The sequence below is a fragment of the Streptomyces sp. NBC_01497 genome (genome assembly GCF_036250695.1).
Lineage (GTDB): Bacteria > Actinomycetota > Actinomycetes > Streptomycetales > Streptomycetaceae > Streptomyces.
The window spans coordinates 8,141,356-8,158,718 of sequence record NZ_CP109427.1 but is presented as its reverse complement, the minus strand read 5'-3'; the positions used below and the strand labels follow the sequence as shown (position 1 = coordinate 8,158,718).

Annotated in this window: 12 protein-coding genes, 3 pseudogenes and 1 riboswitch; of the genes and pseudogenes, 7 read left to right on the top strand and 8 right to left on the bottom strand. The window is 71.0% G+C overall.

Annotated elements, in window-relative coordinates:
* Nucleotides 1-31 precede the first annotated feature (31 nt).
* A pseudogene (locus OG310_RS34445) lies at nt 32-286 on the bottom strand (DUF6234 family protein); the annotation flags it as partial.
* Nucleotides 287-605: 319 nt separating this feature from the next.
* On the opposite strand from OG310_RS34445, the gene OG310_RS34440 reads away from it, so the two are divergent.
* Nucleotides 606-809, top strand: coding sequence for a hypothetical protein (locus OG310_RS34440; protein WP_329459769.1), 204 nt, complete (start codon nt 606-608; stop codon nt 807-809).
* Nucleotides 810-914: 105 nt separating this feature from the next.
* Here OG310_RS34440 and OG310_RS34435 read toward each other — a convergent pair whose 3' ends face one another.
* The 5 genes from OG310_RS34435 to OG310_RS34415 form a co-directional block, all read right to left on the bottom strand.
* Nucleotides 915-1,472, bottom strand: a complete 558-nt coding sequence (locus tag OG310_RS34435; protein ID WP_329459768.1) for a GNAT family N-acetyltransferase — start codon at nt 1,470-1,472, stop codon at nt 915-917.
* 116 nt (nt 1,473-1,588) lie between these two features.
* Nucleotides 1,589-2,122, bottom strand: a complete 534-nt coding sequence (locus tag OG310_RS34430; protein WP_329460516.1) for an AAA family ATPase — start codon at nt 2,120-2,122, stop codon at nt 1,589-1,591.
* A 272-nt stretch (nt 2,123-2,394) separates the two neighbouring features.
* Nucleotides 2,395-2,586: a DUF6381 family protein gene (locus OG310_RS34425; protein ID WP_329459767.1), complete on the bottom strand. Its 192-nt coding sequence runs from the start codon at nt 2,584-2,586 to the stop codon at nt 2,395-2,397.
* A gap of 363 nt (nt 2,587-2,949) precedes the next feature.
* Entirely contained in the window at nt 2,950-4,380 is a 1,431-nt protein-coding gene (locus OG310_RS34420; protein ID WP_329459766.1) for a hypothetical protein, read from the bottom strand.
* A 264-nt stretch (nt 4,381-4,644) separates the two neighbouring features.
* Nucleotides 4,645-5,178 (bottom strand): HAD domain-containing protein, encoded by a 534-nt coding sequence (locus OG310_RS34415; RefSeq protein WP_329459765.1) that lies wholly within the window; start codon nt 5,176-5,178, stop codon nt 4,645-4,647.
* Nucleotides 5,179-5,471: 293 nt separating this feature from the next.
* On the opposite strand from OG310_RS34415, the gene OG310_RS34410 reads away from it, so the two are divergent.
* The 5 genes and pseudogenes from OG310_RS34410 (at nt 5,472) to OG310_RS34395 (ending at nt 13,797) form a co-directional block, all read left to right on the top strand.
* The gene (locus OG310_RS34410; RefSeq protein WP_329459764.1) at nt 5,472-6,029 is read left to right on the top strand and encodes a GNAT family N-acetyltransferase; all 558 of its coding nucleotides are present in this window, start codon (nt 5,472-5,474) and stop codon (nt 6,027-6,029) included.
* A 120-nt stretch (nt 6,030-6,149) separates the two neighbouring features.
* Nucleotides 6,150-6,986: a dienelactone hydrolase family protein gene (locus OG310_RS34405; RefSeq protein ID WP_329459763.1), complete on the top strand. Its 837-nt coding sequence runs from the start codon at nt 6,150-6,152 to the stop codon at nt 6,984-6,986.
* Between the two features lie 218 nt (nt 6,987-7,204).
* Nucleotides 7,205-7,657: pseudogene (locus tag OG310_RS38645) on the top strand (glycoside hydrolase family 78 protein); the annotation flags it as partial.
* 579 nt (nt 7,658-8,236) lie between these two features.
* Nucleotides 8,237-10,450 (top strand): annotated as a pseudogene (locus tag OG310_RS34400) (family 78 glycoside hydrolase catalytic domain); the annotation flags it as partial.
* Nucleotides 10,451-11,007: 557 nt separating this feature from the next.
* Nucleotides 11,008-13,797, top strand: coding sequence for a lectin (locus tag OG310_RS34395; protein ID WP_329459761.1), 2,790 nt, complete (start codon nt 11,008-11,010; stop codon nt 13,795-13,797).
* Between the two features lie 115 nt (nt 13,798-13,912).
* Here the strand turns inward: OG310_RS34395 and OG310_RS34390 are convergent, their stop codons facing one another.
* The gene (locus OG310_RS34390) at nt 13,913-14,683 is read right to left on the bottom strand and encodes a glycosyltransferase family 2 protein (protein ID WP_443078805.1); all 771 of its coding nucleotides are present in this window, start codon (nt 14,681-14,683) and stop codon (nt 13,913-13,915) included.
* Between the two features lie 168 nt (nt 14,684-14,851).
* Nucleotides 14,852-14,945: riboswitch (TPP riboswitch) on the top strand.
* Here OG310_RS34390 and OG310_RS34385 point away from each other — a divergent pair.
* Nucleotides 14,937-16,355: a purine-cytosine permease family protein gene (locus OG310_RS34385; protein WP_329459759.1), complete on the top strand. Its 1,419-nt coding sequence runs from the start codon at nt 14,937-14,939 to the stop codon at nt 16,353-16,355. Its footprint overlaps the riboswitch before it by 9 nt.
* A 32-nt stretch (nt 16,356-16,387) precedes the next feature.
* On the opposite strand, the gene OG310_RS34380 is transcribed toward OG310_RS34385, so the two are convergent.
* Nucleotides 16,388-17,323, bottom strand: coding sequence for a glycosyl hydrolase family 18 protein (locus OG310_RS34380; protein WP_329459758.1), 936 nt, complete (start codon nt 17,321-17,323; stop codon nt 16,388-16,390).
* Between the last annotated feature and the right edge of the window lie 40 nt (nt 17,324-17,363).

Below are 17,363 nucleotides of genomic sequence, written 5' to 3'. Positions count from 1 at the left end.
GCACGGTCCAGGGCGCGCGGGCCAGTCCCGCGAGTACCGCGAGGACGAGTGTGGCGAACAGGAAGTGCTCCGTCCCGCCGATGCTCGCCCGTTGGGTCGCGTCGATCTCCGCCCGCATCCCCTGCGCCGCCCATATCCGCAGGCCGTAGCCGAAAATCATCCATACACAGACGACGGCCTCGGCGACGAGGAGCGCGACCCCGCCACCCACGTCCACGCCGACGGACGTCCTGCTCGACCACGGCAAGCCGCGTCTCGACGCCGGATTCGGGGGCGGATATGTCATCTCCACACCGTGCCGTGACGCTCGCGGCCCGCGCATGAGTACGCGCAGTCAACCGGCACGGCCATTCCCCGACCCGGACACGGTCCGGTCCCGCCGCGCGACGCGCCGGGCTCAGTCGGACAGCTCGGAGGACGGGCACCCCTCCACGACCGAGGAACAGGGGCGCGCCCACACGGCTCCCGGGCGACCGTGCGGGCTTGTCGGCAGCGGGCCCCCGCCCTCCCGTGCGTCGGAACCGGAAGGCCGGTGACGGGGCGGTGACTCCGGTCCGTAGACTTGATCTCCGTCTCACAGCCAGCTTGGGAAGGACTTACGCCTCATGGCCTACACCGAACATGCGGACGCCCCGATCTACGGCCGCCTGGTGCAGGAGCGGGGCGACGTGCCCGATGACGTCCGGCGGACCGCCGAGAACGTGTGGCGCGAAGTGGAGCGGGCCATGGCGTTCAAGCAGGCAAGTCACTGGCAGCCGTTCGGCCGAGGGCAGGCACAGGGCCCCGGAGCCGGGCAAGCCCAGGGGTAACAGGGGTTTCGGCCGACGCCGATGACCGGGTAACAGATCCGGCCGGCCGGAGTCACCACGAGGGCGCGGCCGACCGTCTCATGACGGGGCGTCGGCGTCTCCGCGTCATCGACGGAGCGTGCCGTGATCCTCGCCCGGCCCCTCCAGGAGGGGTCCGACCAGGTCCAGGCACCAGTCATTACTGCGCATCACGGTCTCGCTGCCCCCGGGATAAACGAAGTCGCACGCGCCGCGGAGAATGAAACCGAGGCGCCCGCACAGGGCGTTCGAGGCGGCGTTGCGGACCGAGGGGAAGGCGTGCAGGTCGCTGGGGGCGCAGGGGCGACGAGCGGCCTCACGTACGACGGCGATCAGGGCCGCACCGGCTGCGGTGGCGACACCGCGCCCCTGGTGGGGCGGCAGGACGTTCCAGCCGGTCTCGTAGATCTGCTCGCCCCGCCACTCGCGTCGGTGGTACGCGATACTGCCGACCGCCTCGTCCCCGAGCAGGACGGCGAACATGCGGCCCCGGCCGGTCTCGGGCATCGCGAGGTAGCGGCGGTGCCGCGCGAGCAGCGCCTCCTCCGGTTCGGGCCCGCCGACGTGGTGCCGCATCTGAGGGGTGTTGATGCGCCGAAGCAGGTCGAGTGAGGCGGGCGACCAGGGTTCGAGGCGAACGTCCATGCGGGGCAGCCTGGCATGGACGGGACCGTCGGGCACCCGTTTGCGACGCGGCGACGGAGAAGGAGGACGCGGAATGAGACCGACCGTCGGGTGGGCTCGCCAACCGATCGCGGGGGTCAGTGCTCCCGGGCCAGCAGGTCGACCAGACCGCTGTCGAGCATGATGCGGTCGACGGTCACCGCGAGACTGCTGTCGGCGCCGATGACGGTTTCGACGCCGCCCGGCAGGAGATCCATCGGCCGGTACCAGGCCCGTAACTGCGCCTCGCCGACCTCGTCGGCGATCGGCTTGGTGGCGTGGCGGGCGAGCGTCCCCGCCAGCGGCACGTGGAGGTAGTAGGCGTGCGTCGGGCCCCGGTGGTCGGCGCGCAGCCGGCTGAGCATGGCGCCGTAGTGGTCGGCGTTCAGGATGCCCTCGACCACGACGTGGTACCCCGCGTCCAAGGCGTAACGGGCCGTCAGGTCGATCAGGCCGATGTTCGCCCCACCGGGCCGGTCGAGTTCGCGCAGGACGATACGGCGCAGGTTGTCCTGGCCGACCAGGGCGAGGCCCCGGCCGAACCTCTCGCGGAGACCGGCCGCCACCGACGACTTCCCCGACGCGCTGTTGCCACGCAGGGTCACGAGCCGTGTCTCTTCGCTGCCCACCATCACGGCCGTCACGGTAGCGAACGCGGACGAGCCTCGCGGTCCGCTGCCGCAATCCCGCACGCACGTCGAAGTTCCCGGCCGCCCACGACCGGGCAGCTGCGCTTCGCCACCATGGCCATCGGCACGCCACCCGTACGAAGGACCGTGCCGCCGCGACACCTGGTGACGCGGCGGCACGCCAGACATTGCGAGGACGGGGCCTGGACTCCGCACACGGGCCTCGCCCAGGAGCGCCCACGGGATGACCGTCGGCGGCATCCGCCGGCACCGTGTCATTCGACGGGGTAGATGTCTCCGGCCGCCATCATGCTCTCCTGTTCACAGTTGAACTCCAACGTGCCTGCCTCCCGCTGGAGTTGCCGACGCTTTTCGGCGTCATCCGTCTGCTCGGCGTCCGCCTTCAGCGCGAGGGCCTTCTCCCGCATCTCTCGGACATGGCGGTGTGATTCGCCTATCTCGTCCATGATCGAGCCTCGATCCGTGCTGATCTCTTCCTTCCAGCGAAACAGGCCCGCTGGACGATCGCCAACTCTGCGGCCCGATTGCCGGGACGCCCCACTCGCGGTGTCCGGGGACGCACGCTCGGCGACCGAGCCAGGAACCGGCAGCTGCTGTCCATCCGTCGGGCCGTCCGCTCGTCCGTCTGTCCGCCCGTCCGGCCCTCCGCCCCTCCATCCGTACGCTCGTCCGTCCATCGACTCTCTCCCGCTCGGTCCAGTACTCCGCGCTTCCTTCCGTACACGCTCGGAGGGTCCGCCTCCGCCGGCGGAGGCGGACCCTCGGGCGCCCAGGCCCCGCCCCCGGCACGGACGGCGGGGGCCGGGCGGCTACCAACCGTAGTTCGTGGTCAGCCACTTGGCGACGTAGTCGAACGTCTCCCCGACCGTGTCACCGAACTCGCCCGGCGTCGTGGCACACGCCGTACACGGGGTGAAGCCGTGCTCCGCGCCCTTGACGAAGACCAGCGTCTTGTTCTTCGCGTGGGTCGCGTTGTCGTAGTACATCTCGGAGGGCACCAGCCAGTAGTGCCCGGTCATCGACATGATCAGCAACGGGGAACTGATGCCCTTGACGTTGTTCACCGTGGCCGTGTTACTGGACGACCAGTCGATGCCGCTGACCGAGTCGGACGTGATCTTCGGGGCCGTGGCGCGGATGGCCCCCACCGAGAGGAACGAGTCGGCGGTGAAACCACCCTTGCTGGAATCCCATACGTCGTTGGCCGAGGCGTCCGCCGAGGTGACACGCACCGAGTGGATCACCTGTGGCGCACTCCCGTCCGGGTGCTGCGGCGAGATCAGCGGATACGCACCCTTCGTGTGCGACAGGAGTGAGAGGTCGGCCTCCCAGATGCGCGCGGTGTCCCGGCCCACCGGCATGGGCGTGTCGTCGGAGTACTGCCCCTTCCCGTTCGCCACCTGCCGACGGAGCTTTTGCGCCTGGGCCGTCAGGCCGGTCTCCCGGTCGGCCTGACCCGCGAGGTAGCGATTGATGAACGCCTGGCTGTAGTCGGAGGACCCCGAGGCGCTGTAGCCGTTGCGAGCGGCGAACATGTCCAGTGATTCGTCGCGGACCGTGAGGTTCCGTTCGTTCGTCACCGAGGCGTCGAGGGCCGTCAGATCCGAGAACGCGATACCGGGGATCGCGTCGAGCAGGACCACGCCGTCGGCGGGCGGCAGATGCGCGAGATCGTCGCCGCACGGGTCGATACGGGCCTTGGCCTGGCAGGTGGCGAGGCCGTTCTGCGCGACGTTCTGGTAGTACGACATGATCGCGCCGCCGCCGGACCAGCCGACGAGCACCACCTTCTTGACGGTGGGCAACCCGCGCAGATAGGTGACGCTCGCCGATACGTCGAGCGCCAGCTTGTCCCAGTTCGCCGCCGCCTGGTCGGCGTACTGCGATTTCACGCACAGCACCGTGAACCCGCGCTGCGCCAACTGCACGCACGGGATACTGCCGATGAAGTCGTTGTTCTCGTGGGTGAGGAAGAGGGCCGTGGACCGGTTCGGGCTCGGGGAGCTCGGCCGGTACAGGGCACCGATCACCTGGTCCTGGCCGAGCAGCACGGTCGAGGTGCTGTACGCGACGGGTGCGCCGGGCGTCGGCGCCGCGGAGGAGCGTGCGGTGTCGGCCTGCGCCGACGAGACGAGCAGCGGTGCCACGAGCAGGACGCACGCGCTGATGAGCGCGAGATACAGCCGACGAGTCAGCCGACGGGTTCTGCGTCTTCCGGAATGTTCCGTGACGGCAGCCATGAGTGCACCTTCCTGCGTTGACGGAGGTGTTCAGGGATCAGCCGGACGAGGATCCGCCCCCGGCCGCGGGGCAGGCCCGGCGTGATGAGTCTGACCATTGGCCTTATGGTCAGTCAATAGAGCCGTTGCATCGTGTTGTCAGCGTCCGCCGGCGCCCGCTCGGCCGCGACGCACCTCGGCCGTCGGCCACCGGCCGCCGGGCAGCAGGTCCGGAGGCCGGGAAGTCCGGAGGCTGATAGGTCCGGAGGCCGATAGGCCCGGAGGTCAGGCGCCCGGCAGCACCGACGCCTGCCGCAGCCACGCGTCCAGGGTGCGGTAGTCGTCCTCGGCGAGGCCCCGACGGGGATCGACCCAGTGGAGCAGGGCGGGTCCTTCGTGGTGCGTGGAGACCCACGTCCGATCGATGCCGGTGATCTCGTCGTCGACCCAGGCGAACGGGCGACCCGCGGCCCACTCGACGAGGGTGCGGGTCTTCCAGTGCAGCCCGCTGCGCTCGTCCTCGTCGTCGGTGCCCGACGGCTCCGGCCAGACCACCACGGCCAACCGGGGCAGGCCGAGGCGCGGGGCGACACCCTCGTTGGCGTCGGCCATCCAGGCCGTGGCCCAGACCAGGTCGCACGGCAGCGCCGCCAGGCGAGGGCCGTGCGCCGGGTTGATCCTCGCCAGCAGTGGATTCGCAGCGGCACCGTCCCGCCCGGAACCGGCCGGGTACGTCGGAGTGCCGTGCGCCGACCCGAAGGGAAGAAGTGGTCCGTCGACATCGAGGAAGAGCAGCGGGCGCGGTGAAGATCCAGTCACGACGGCACGATAGCGAGCCGTGGCACACGCCGCGTCCCACGTGTTCGGGGCGCGGATCGGCGCGAGTGAGCGCTCTGCCCGCGCCGGCCGGCACGGCCGCTCCGTCCATCACGTCGAGTCCCGGCCGGGCGGACGGCGCTGCCTGCCACCGGATCCCCCACCGCCCGAGCCGGCGCCGGTCATCGATACGCGTACGGAGGTTCGGCGATGCAGAATGTCGATCGTTCGCGATCCCTTGACGGAGCCCCGGAGTCCGATGTGCGGGCACGGACGAACGAGACGGAGTCAGTGCCGTGCCGACCACCGAACCGACGATCGACGTCCTCTCACCGGAAAGGACGGGGCTGTCCGCGCCGACCCGCCTCTTGCGGTCGGAGGTTCCCGAGGTGACGGACTTCCTGCGACGATCCGACCTGACACTGAGCGGACTGGATTCGCCGGCTCTGCGCCTGTGGCTGCTGCGCGACGGCGAGGGAGTCGTACGGGGCAGCACCGGATACGAGGTCGACGCGAGCGGTGAGCACGCCCTGGTGCGGAGCGTCGCCGTGGACGACGCGTGGCGCGGACACAACCTCGGGCTCCGGCTGGGTCGATTCGCTCTCGGCCGGGCGGCGGCGGAGGGCGCGCGACACGCCTGGTTGTTCAGCCGCCGGTCGGGCGGCTTCTGGCAGCGGCTCGGTTTCCTGCCGGCGGACCGGGCCGAGCTGGCACGGGCGCTCGCCGGCACCCGACAGGTGCGGTTGTTCGTGGAGTCGGGCCAGTTGGAGCGCGAGGTCGCCTGGTCCCGGCCGCTGCCGAGCGCGGACGGTGACCGCAACGGTGCGTTCCGGCGGCCGTCCCCCACGAGATGAGCACGGGCGGGCACCCCGGAGGTGCCGCGCTCAACGCGCCCGCCGTTCACGTGGGTTCACCCGTGGGCCAGCCGACGGTGCGGCCACGTACGGCGCTTGAGGCGTCAGTGGGGAGACGGCGTGGATGACGCGGTCGAGTGGACCGTGCGTTCCGTCGTGCCCGGCGGTGTCGTGGAGCGGGGATTTCGACTCACCCGCGAAGCCGGAGCCGTTCCGGGCGTGCTGTGGCTGCCGCCCGCGCCCGTCGCGTCGCCGCCTGCGGTGGTTCTCCTCGGGCACGGGGGAAGCGGACACAAGCGGAGCGCGCGAAACCGCGCGTTGGCGGGCTGGTTCGCGTCCCGGGCCGGCCTCGCCGTACTCGCGATCGACGGGCCTTACCACGGAGATCGGGTGCCCGGCCCGCTCACGCCCCGCGCGTATCAGGCTCGTATCGCCCAAGAGGGGATCGAGGCCGTCCTCGACCGGATGGCGGACGACTGGCAGAGCGTGCTCGGCGCCCTCGCGGCCCCGGGCATCGTGAGCGCCGACCGTCTCGCCTACGTGGGACTGTCGATGGGAACACGGTTCGGACTCCCCCTGGCGGCCGCCCTGGGCACCCGTCTGCGGTGCGCGGTCCTCGGGAAGTTCGGCCTCCGGCAGGGGCCGGCGCTGGACGGGGGCATGGCAGCGCCGGAGCGCGCCGCGGCGGACGCCCGCCGGATCACCGCCCCGGTCCTGTTCCACGTCCAACGGGACGACGAGATCTTTCCCAGGGAGGGCCAACTCGCCCTCTTCGACGCGCTGGGCTCGCAGGACAAGCGACTGATCTGCTTCGACGGCCCGCACACCACGACGGATCCCCGTGCGATCACCCGCTGGCACCGATTCGTCTCCCACCATCTGACGGTCGACGGCAGTCGGCCGGATGACGGGCCCCCGGCGCCCAACAGCCGTGCGTCCCCACCTCCTTCACCTTGACGCACGGAACGGGCCGGTCACGTCCCCGGAGGTCCGCCGGCGCGGCCGGTTCCGTGAGGGACGGGGGCGCGGGCCCGAGCGGAAATGCCCGGCACAGGGGTAGCGCCCCTCAGCAGCGCTCGCTTAAGCTGACGCGCCACGATTGAATCGTTTCATGTCGGAGGCGGCCCCTTCCCCCGTTCGCGGGGCCGCCGACGTCGCGAGCTGATGGGGACGTGATGTTGTTCGATCACCGCAGGACGAGGTCGACTTACTGGATCGGGGTCGTGGCGATCGTCATCGCCCTGGCGTGCGGCGGACTTCCCTTCTCCTCCCTCCCCGAGGCAGAGGCCGCCTCCGCGCCTCTCTCGGTGGCGCGGCTCACGACGGACTCCGCCACGGATCCGCTCGGGATCGACGACGTGCACCCCGCGCTCGGCTGGACGCTGCGCTCCCCCGTCAACAACCAGCGGCAGAGCGCCTACCGGCTCCTCGTGGCGAGCAGCAAGGCGCGACTGGACCGGGGCGACGCGGACGTCTGGGACAGCGGCAAAGTCGCCACAGCGCAATCGACCGGAATCGCGTACGGCGGCCCCCAGCCTGCGTCCGGGCACCGCTACTACTGGAAGGTGCAGGTCTGGGACGCGCGGGGCCGGACCTCGGCGTGGAGCGAAACGGCCTGGTGGGAGATGGGCCTGCTGAACACCGCGGACTGGGGCGGCGCCCAGTGGATCAGCCCCGACACCGGTTCCTCCATGACCTGGTCGGACTTCACACTCGACACCGACTTCACCATCAAGGCCGGCGCGGCGAGCGTCCTGTTCCGTGCGAAGGACGCACGGAACTACTACATGTGGCAGGTCAACACGGTGACCACGCCGGGCAAGGTGATGCTGCGTCCGCAGCTGCAGAGCGACGGACACTTCAGCACGCTCGGCGAGGTCGATCTCACTCCCGTGATCACCGACGCGAACGCGTCGGCCCGGCACCACATGAAGATCACGGCGGACGGCGCCACGATCACGACCTGGATCGACGGGACGCGGGTCGACACCCGCACCGACGCCACCCTGACGCGGGGCACGCTCGGCTTCCGCACCTCCACCAGCGCGAACGTGGCCGAGGACGCCCTCTACGACAACCTCGCGGTGACCGGACCCGACGGCACGCGGCTGTTCGCTGATGACTTCTCCACCGCGGCGGACCCCCGCTTCCCCGGCTCCACCGTCACGGACGGACAGCTCGAACCGAAGGGCGACCCCGTCCTGCTCGACCCGGATCCCGACGCGCCCATGCTGCGCAAGTCGTTCAGCCTGCCCAAGAAGGTCGCGCGCGCCCGGGCCTACGTGTACGGCCTGGGCTTCTACGAGATGCACCTGAACGGGCACAAGGTGGGCGACCATGTGCTGGCGCCCGGGAGCACCCCGTACGACCAGCGTGACCTGTACTCCACCTACGACGTCACGGACCAGCTGCACAAGGGCGCCAACGCGGTCGGGATGTGGCTCGGCAACGGCTACGGCGATCAGTTCAGCCCGTACGGCTTTCGGTGGACGGGGCCGAAGCAGGCTCTCATGCTGCTCACGGTCACCTACACCGACGGGACGCGCCAGAACATCACCACGGACCCGACGTGGAAGTGGTCGTCCGGCGCGATCACCAGCAACGACCTGTACGCGGGCGAGAGTTACGACGCCCAGCAGGATCAGCCCGGCTGGGACGCGCCCGGCTTCACCGACATCTCCTGGCAGGGGGTACGGACCGTGCCCGCCCCGGCCGGACGCCTCACGGCGGACACCGCGCCGCCGGTGAGGGTCACCGGAACGCTCCGTCCCGTCACGCTCGACGAACCCCGGCCCGGCGTCTACGTGTACGACTTCGGCCAGAACGTCGCCGGCTGGCCCCGCCTGCGGGTCCACGGCCCGGCGGGAACCACCGTCCGGATGCGCACGGCCGAGGAGGTCGGTGAGGACGGGATGCTCGACACCGTCACGAACAGGGCCGCCGCCTCCACCGACAGCTACACCCTTGCGGGCGCCCGCGGATCCGAGACCTACGAACCTCGCTTCACTTACCACGGTTTCCGCTACGTCGAGGTCACCGGATACCCGGGCACCCCGAGCGCGAGCAGCCTCGACGCACGCGTGGTGCACGCCGACGTCGCCTCGACCGCCACCTTCGACTCGTCAGACCCGCTGCTGAACCGCATCTGGCAGAACAACCGGTGGAGCATCCTGAACAACTCGATGAGCCTTCCCACCGACAACCCGGTCCGCGACGAGCGCACACCGCCTGGCATGGACGTGCAGGCCTACCACGACGCGTCCACCACCGAGTTCGGCATGGACCGCTTCTACGCGAGCTACCTGAAGGACATGCCGCCGGGCACGGCGCTGCCCAACGACGCGTCCAACGCCCAGCAGCCCGACATGGGCGGCGACCAGATCAGCCTGGCCTGGACCCTCTACGAGCAGTACGGCGACCGGGCCACCCTCGAAGCCGCCTATCGGGCCATGAAGGCGTTCGTCGACACCAACGCCTCCGACGTACCCGGCCACATCTGGCCCGAGAACCGCGGTTTCGGTGACTGGTGCCCGCCCGACCTCGGCCCCCACGCGAACGGCGGGATGGGCGACGCGAGCGCGGGCAGTTGCACGAGCGAGGTGTCCGTGGTCAACACCGCCCTTTCCTATCTCCAGGCCACGGACGTGGCCAAGGCGGCCGGGGCACTCGGCCACCCCGACGACGCAGCTCGCTACCGGCAACTGGCCGACAGCATCAAAGCGGCCTTCAACGCACACTTCCTCAACGCGGCGGGTGACACGTACGGGGACGGCCGCCAGGTGACGAGTGTGCTCCCGCTGGCCTTCGGCATGGTGCCCGCCGAGGACCTGCACGCCGTGGGCGCACAGTTCGCCGACACCGTCCTGCACAAGGACGCGGGCCACCTCGACACCGGGATCTTCGGGACCCGGTATCTGATGGACGCCCTGTCGGCGATCGGCAGGACCGACATCGCGATGACGGTCCTCGACGCGAAGAGCTATCCCGGCTTCGGCTTCGAGATCGCGCAGGGCGCGACGAGCTCCTGGGAGGAGTGGACCTACCGCTCCAGCATGGAAACGCACGACCACGCCATGTTCGCCGGGATCAACGCCTCCTTCTCCAGCCTGCTGGGCGGCATCAGTCCCAGCGCTCCCGGCTACCGCACCGTCATGATCGACCCGCAGGTGCCGGACGGCCTGCGGCACGCGTCCGCCTCCGTCGACACCGTGCACGGCACCGTCGCCACGTCGTGGACCAGGACCGGCAGCCGCTTCGCCCTGACCGTGTCCGTCCCGGTGGGGGTGACGGCCACCGTCCACGTACCCCGGACGAGCGGGAGCGCCCCGAGCGCCGCCACCGCAGGCGCGAGGACACTGCGGAAGGACGGTCAGGAGACGCTCTACACCGTCGGCTCGGGGACCTGGCACTTCGCGAGCTGACAGCACCGCAGCGCGGCAACGACCGCAGTGGGGGGCCGGCTCGCCGGCCCCCCACTGACCTCTTCGCCCGCCCGCAGATGTCCGCGTGCCCGCCCGCCCGGGCCTGCTGGCCCGAAGGGCCCCGTTCCCCTCGGAGGCCGGCACCGCGCAGGGCGCGGCCGGAGCCGCAGGGCCGGGCACGGCTCTCGCGCCGAACGCCCGGTCCTCCCGTGCGCCGGGGCATCGGCGCGACGCAACCGGCCGGCGACAGCGAGGGCGGAGGACAGCGTGCCACAGGACAGCGAGGCGGCGGCCAGGTCGGCGGCGTCAGCGCGGGCCGGTCGTCCCGTTCACCGTCCGACTCGTTGACGCGCACATGCAGACTGGCTACATTCGGCGAGCACTCTCCATGCGTAGCGGCGCCCCAACGCGCCCAGAAGGTAAGGGAGTTGCTCATGAGATCGCTGCCGCCACCGGCATCGCGCCACCCCCAGCAGACAACGTTGTCCGACCCTCTCCCGAGCTCCTCGCCCGGCGGATCTGACAACGTTGTCCAACCTGCACGGCCAGGGCTCGGCGTGCCCGGGCGACGCTCCGCGACCGCACGGCCGCGCAGGACGTTCGGCCGTGCCGCCGGAGGCGTACTGACCGTCGCGGCGCTGGCCGCGGCCGGCCTCGGAACGCCCGCCCTGGCCGCGAGCGGCCCCGCTCTGGTGGCCTCCCCCGCCGCCCTGGTCAACCCGCTGATCGGCACCTCCAACCAGGCCGACGACTTCCCCGGGGCCGACGTCCCCTTCGGCATGGTGCAGTGGAGCCCCGACACACCCTCCCGCCCCTCCGGCGGCGGTTACGAGTACAACGACTCCTCGATCACCGGCTTCAGCCTCACGCACATCGCGGGACCGGGCTGCGGCGCCGCGGGCGACGTGCCCGTCCTGCCGACGGTGGGGGCGGTCAGCACCACGGCGACGGACTCGTACGCGCACGGCAACGAGTCCGCGTCGCCCGGCTCGTACAAGGTCGCCCTCGACAACCACGTGACCACCGAGCTGACCACCACCACCCGCAGTGGCATGGCGCGCTTCACCTTCCCCGCCACGACCCAGGCCAACCTGATCTTCAAGCTGGCGGGCAGCCAGAACGGGGACACCGCGCCCCAGTTCACCGTCGTCTCCAGCACGGAGATCAGCGGCCAGGTGACCAGCGGCAAGTTCTGCGGCGCGGGCAACACGTACACCGTGCACTTCGACATGGTCTTCGACCAGCCGTTCACCGGGTCGGGCACGAGCGCCGCGACGAAGGCACAGGCCGCACCCGCGCCGTCCGCGAAGCGTGCGTCCAAGAACGCCCCGGAGAAGCCGAACAAGCCCCAGCTGCACGGCTCGATGCCGAAGGCCGCGACGTCGGCGTCCACGGCCGCACCCGACGCGGCGGCGTCGAGCGCGCACCTCACCTTCAACACCACCTCCCAGCAGGTGGTGCAGGCCAAGGTGGGCATCTCCTACGTCTCCACCGCCAACGCGGTCGCCAACCGCACCGCGGAGAACACGGGCTGGAACTTCGACTCCACACGGGACGCCGCACGTGACGCGTGGAACGCCGAGCTCGGGAAGATCCAGACTGCGGGCGGCACCGCCGACCAGCAGACGGTCTTCTACACCGCGCTCTACCACTCACTCCTGCACCCCAACGTCATCAGCGACACCAACGGCCAGTACTCGGGCTTCGACGGCAAGACCCACACCGTCGACTCCGGCCACCGCGCCGCGTACGCCAACTACTCCGGCTGGGACACGTACCGCTCCCAGGCGCAGCTGGAGGCACTGGTCGATCCGCAGACCGCGTCGGACACGGCGCAGTCGATGGTCGACGACTACGCCCAGACCGGCACGTTCCCCAAGTGGTCGGAGAACAACGGCGAGAGCTACGTGATGGTCGGCGACCCGGCCGCCGCGATCCTCGCCGACTTCCACGCGTTCGGGGCGACGAACTTCGACACGTCCACCGCGCTGACGGACATGGTCTCCGAGGCGAGCAGGACGAACAACAACCGCCCGGGCCTGAACTACCTGAGCAGCCCCGGATACATGCCGCACGACGGCAGCTACGGCTGCTGCAACTTCTACGGTCCCGTCTCGACGACGCTGGAGTACAACACCGCGGACTTCGCCCTGTCGGCGTACGCCGGGGCACTCGGCGACAGCGCCGACCAGAAGACGTACGCGGACCGCGCCCAGGACTGGCGCAACGTCCTGAACCCGGCCTCGGGCTTCGTCCAGCCGCGCGACGCCGACGGCACCTGGGTCGGCGGCTTCGATCCCACCAGCGGCAACGACATGGTCGAGGCCGACTCGTGGATCTACACCGGCATGGTGCCGTTCGACGTCGCGGGTCTGGCCACCGCCAAGGGCGGCAACGCGGCGATGAACCACTACCTGGACACCACGCTGCGCAGCTACACCGGCGCGAACGGCTACGCCTGGGTCGGCAACGAGCCCAGCATCGAACTCCCCTGGGAGTACGACTACACCGGTGAGCCGTACCGGACGCAGTCGACGGTCCGCAGCGTCCAGGACCAGATCTGGACGAACACACCGGGCGGCCTGGCCGACGGCAACGACGACCTCGGCGCGATGAGCGCCTGGTACGTGTGGTCCGCACTCGGGATGTATCCCATGACACCCGGCACCTCGGACCTGGCGCTCGGCTCCCCGCTGTTCACCCAGGCCGTGGTCACCCTGCCGTCGGGCAAGACCCTGACGATCAACGGGAACGGCGCGGCGGACAACGCCCCGTACGTGCAGTCCGCCTCCTGGAACGGGGCGTCCTGGAACAACGCCTACGCACCCACCGCGGCGATCACCGGCGGTGGAACCCTCTCGTACACCCTCGGTACCGCAGCGAACACCTCGTGGGCCGCGGGGACTTCGGCGGCTCCCCCGTCGTACGGCGGCAGCCTGGCCGCTCCCGCCAAGCCGCGGGTCGGGCCCGTCACCGCGGGCGTGTCCGCGAGCCTGTGCGTGGACGACCAGGGCTCCTCGACCACGGACGGCAGCCACGTCCAGCTCTGGGGCTGTGACAGCACGGCGGCGCAGGACTGGACGATCGCGGCCGACGGCACCCTGCGCACCCTCGGCAAGTGCCTGGACGTGTCGAACAGCGGCACGACCAACGGAACGCCCGTCCAGCTGTGGAACTGCAACGGCACGGGCGCGCAGAAGTGGACCGCCGGCTCCAACGGGTCCCTGGTCAACCCCGGGTCGGGGCTCTGCCTGGACGACCCGTCCTCGTCCACGACGCAGGGCACACAACTGGCGCTCTACACCTGCAACAGCAGCGCGGCACAGAAGTGGGGGCTGCCTTCCTGAACCGTCGCGCCGTGGTGGCGCCGCCCACACCGGGCGGCGCCACGACGGCCTGCTCCGCCGCGAGCCCGGGACCGCGCTGCGGCGCGGATACCGGTGGCGGGTGCGGCAAGACCTGCTACCGGGGCACGGGCCCTCGCGGGTACAGGCGCGCGAGCGCCCGGGCCCTGGCTTCCACGACGGCCGTGCGGGCCTGCCACTCCGCCTTGTCAGCGTGCGCCCGCTGCCCGGTGACCTGGCCGGGCCACTTGCGGTAGAGCAGGCCCGGCTCACGGGTGAACCAGCCCGGCCCGGTGGCCTCCAGGGCCAGGAGCAGACCGGTGTCCTCGGAGGCCGGCAGCGCCATCCAGCCGCCCAGGGCGAGCAGCAGTTCGCGGCGGACGCACAGCGTCGCCGGGTGGACGAGCAGCCGGTGGTCGTGACCGGCCCAGTGGGCGAGGATGCCGCCCGGTTCCAGCCGCCCGTGAGCGGGGTCCGTCTCGAACGAGACGGTGGAACCGTCAGGCAGCAGGTCCAGTGCGCGAGATGTCGTCCAGCCGATGTCCGCATGGCCCTCCAGCGCGAGGATGTCGCGGGCGAGGGCGCCGGGCGGGAGCTGGTCGTCGGCGTCCAGGACGCGGACGTAAGGGCCGTGCGCGTGCGCGAGGGCCAGCGTCCTCGCGGTGCCGGGACCGCCGGGACGTCCCTGGTGGAAGGAGACGCGTGGATCGGCCGGCACGTAGGGGGCGACGGTGTCGCTGTCGCCGTCCTGCTGTATCAGCCAGTGCCACTCCCAGCCCTCGGGCATGCGCTGCCCGCGCAGGGAGCGGTAGGCGTCCGCCAGGTAGCGGGCGGAGGGCGCGTGCACCGCGGTGATGACGTCGATCCGGCGCGGCACGGCACTCTCCATCTGTTCCCAGGCAACTTCGCCAGCATAGAAGCGCGGGCAGCGGACACGTCCGCGGGCCCGTCCTGCGGCGCCGTCCGCGTTCCACCACGCGCACGGGCCGCACGGCGGCCCTCCGGGAGCGGCCCACCCCCGGACCGCGCGGCGCGGGATGGGCGCGTTAGGCTGGTGGGACCGGACACGGGGTGCCCCGCGCGGGGCTGAGATCACACCCGTCGAACCTGAACCAGCTCGTACTGGCGGAGGGATGTCTCTCATGGCGCAGCCGCGTACTTCTCTGCAGGACCGCGACGATGTCGCGGACGGGGCGCGTGCGTCCGCCTTCGAGGGCCGGATGCCCGCCGCCGCGGGGGATCTGCGGATCGAGACCCAGGGCATCGCGCCCGTTCCCGGGGACCACCGTTACGGCCGGGCAGGACGGCTGTTCACCGTGTGGTTCGCGCCGAACCTCACGATGACGGGGGTGTTCACCGGGACGCTGGGCGTGGTGCTGGGGCTGGACTTCACGACGGCCCTGGTGGCGGTGGTTGTCGGCACGGTGCTGGGCGCCGTGCCGGTGGCGGGGCTGGGAACGTGGGGCAGCAGCACCGGAGCCGGGCAACTGCCGCTGGCCCGCCTGGCCTTCGGCCGCTCGGTGGTCGTGCCGGGGCTGCTCCAGTGGATGTCGTCGGTGGCCTGGGACGCGCTGATCGGCCTGTTCGGCGGGGACGCGCTGGCCCGGCTGTTCGGCTGGCCCTTCTGGCTCGGGGTGCTGGTGATGATGGCCGGGCAGGGACTGGTCGGGGTGCTGGGCTACGAGGCGATCCACCGGCTCCAGAAGGTCATGACGCTGGGGCTCGCGGTGGCTTTCGCGCTCCTCGCCGTGAAGATGCTCGGCGGGGTGCATCCCGCCGCCGTCTCGCAGGTGCACGGGGCCGACCGGTTCGGCGCCTTCATGCTGACCAGCACGGTGGCGTTGAGCCTGTCGCTGTCCTGGGCGCCGTACGCCAGCGACTTCAGCCGCTATCTGCCCAGGGAGACGTCCCGTACCCGCATGTTCTGGTACACACTCCTCGGTGTGAGTGTCTCGTTCGTCGCGGTGCAGGCGCTCGGCCTCTGGGGCGCCTCGGTGTTCACCGACCAGAGTGCGGCGGGGGTGGACCGCCTGCTCGGTGGCGGCGCGCTGGGCGCGTTCGGGCTGCTCGCGGTGGCGTGTGCGGCGCTGTGCAGCAACGCGATGAACGACTACAGCGGCTCGCTGGCCCTCCAGACGGTCGGGGTGCGGCTGCCGCGGCCTCTCGCCGCGGTGCTCGCCGCGGCCCTGGGCTTCCCGCTGGTGCTGTGGATGCACGCCGCCGACACGGTGGCGCGCTTCCAGAACGTGCTGCTGTTCGTCGGGTACTGGATTCCCGGCTTCGTCGCCGTGGTGTCGGTTGACTGGTACGCGCGCTCGCGGGCCCGGGGCGGGGCGCCGGTGGACCTGGCGGCGGAGCAGGCGGAGCGCCGCCCGTGGTGGCCCGCGCTGCTCGCGTTCGTCGTCGGTTTCGGCGCCGCGGTGCCCTTCATGAACACCTCCGTGTACGAGGGCTCCGTCGCCCACGCGCTGCACGGGGCGGATCTCGCGTACTACGTGGCGTTCGTGGCGGCTCTCGTCGTGTACGTCCCGTTCAGGCTGCGGCGCGCCGTTCGCGTCTGACGCGCCGCAGCCCTCATCGAAGTGCCCTGCTGTCAGATCTTGTTGAAGATCTTGGAGTAGGCGTATCCGACGGCCTTGTCGTACTCGTCGACCTCCCAGAAGGACAGTTCCTGCACGCCCTTGCCGGCCGCGAAGCTCTCCAGGGCGGAGGCGTCGGACTGGCTGAAGTTCTCGTCGTCGTCGTTCTGGCCCGCGATGGGCGTCAGTCCCATGCGGGCCCAGTTGGCGGCGGTGGAGCCGCCGTAGATCGAGACGAACTGCTTCACGGCGGCGTTGGCGCCGGACTCCGAGTCCTGGAGGGCGTTCTCGCCGTCGCCGAAGTCCATGGTCATGAGGTTGACGACGGTGGTCTTGACACCGGCCGACTGGGCGCCGGTCAGCAGTCCGGTGACGTCGGACTCCATCCCGTCGGGGTCGACGGCGACGGTCCAGTCGATCTGCACGGCGGGTTCGGCCTTCTGGAGCGCGGCGAGGGCCTGGGCGCGCCGCGTGTTGGCGCTGGTGTCGCCGAGGGTGCCGCCCTCGATGTCGAAGTCGAGGCGGTTGACGCCGTAGGTGTCAACGACCTTCTTGTACGCGGCGGTCAGGCTGGAGACCGAGGTACAGGTCTGGGCGAGTTCCTTGCTCCCCGCGCCGCCGAAGGAGATGGCGACGTCGCCGCCGGAGGACTTGAGCGCGTTGATCTCGGTGCTGTGGGCGCCGACCGCGTCGCCACCGTCCTCCCAGTTCAGGGTGCAGCCGGACTGCGAGGTGAGGAAGGCGAGCGTGTAGTGGTTCACGCCGGACGCCTTCTGGTCCGCGGCCATGTCCTTGGCGGTGCTGTTGTCGATCTGGAGGTAGGGAGCGGCGTACTGGGCGGGGAAGGAGGCCGTGGCGGCGTGGGCCGAGGGGCCGGCGACGAGCAGCGCCATGGCGGGGCAGAGCGCGGCGGTGAGGGCGACGAGGGGGCGGCGAAGGGTTCTGGGCATGACGGCCTTCCGCGATGTGGGGGGATGTTAGGAAGGTTTC

Bases quoted from the DNA above. Each gene is read 5' to 3' on its own strand.
- OG310_RS34435 (WP_329459768.1), bottom strand. From the start codon at position 1,472: ATGGACGTTCGCCTCGAACCCTGGTCGCCCGCCTCACTCGACCTGCTT.
- OG310_RS34390 (WP_443078805.1), bottom strand. From the start codon at position 14,683: ATGGAGAGTGCCGTGCCGCGCCGGATCGACGTCATCACCGCGGTGCAC.
- OG310_RS34425 (WP_329459767.1), bottom strand. From the start codon at position 2,586: ATGGACGAGATAGGCGAATCACACCGCCATGTCCGAGAGATGCGGGAG.
- OG310_RS34440 (WP_329459769.1), top strand. From the start codon at position 606: ATGGCCTACACCGAACATGCGGACGCCCCGATCTACGGCCGCCTGGTG.
- OG310_RS34420 (WP_329459766.1), bottom strand. From the start codon at position 4,380: ATGGCTGCCGTCACGGAACATTCCGGAAGACGCAGAACCCGTCGGCTG.
- OG310_RS34385 (WP_329459759.1), top strand. From the start codon at position 14,937: ATGGCGCAGCCGCGTACTTCTCTGCAGGACCGCGACGATGTCGCGGAC.
- OG310_RS34430 (WP_329460516.1), bottom strand. From the start codon at position 2,122: ATGGTGGGCAGCGAAGAGACACGGCTCGTGACCCTGCGTGGCAACAGC.
- OG310_RS34380 (WP_329459758.1), bottom strand. From the start codon at position 17,323: ATGCCCAGAACCCTTCGCCGCCCCCTCGTCGCCCTCACCGCCGCGCTC.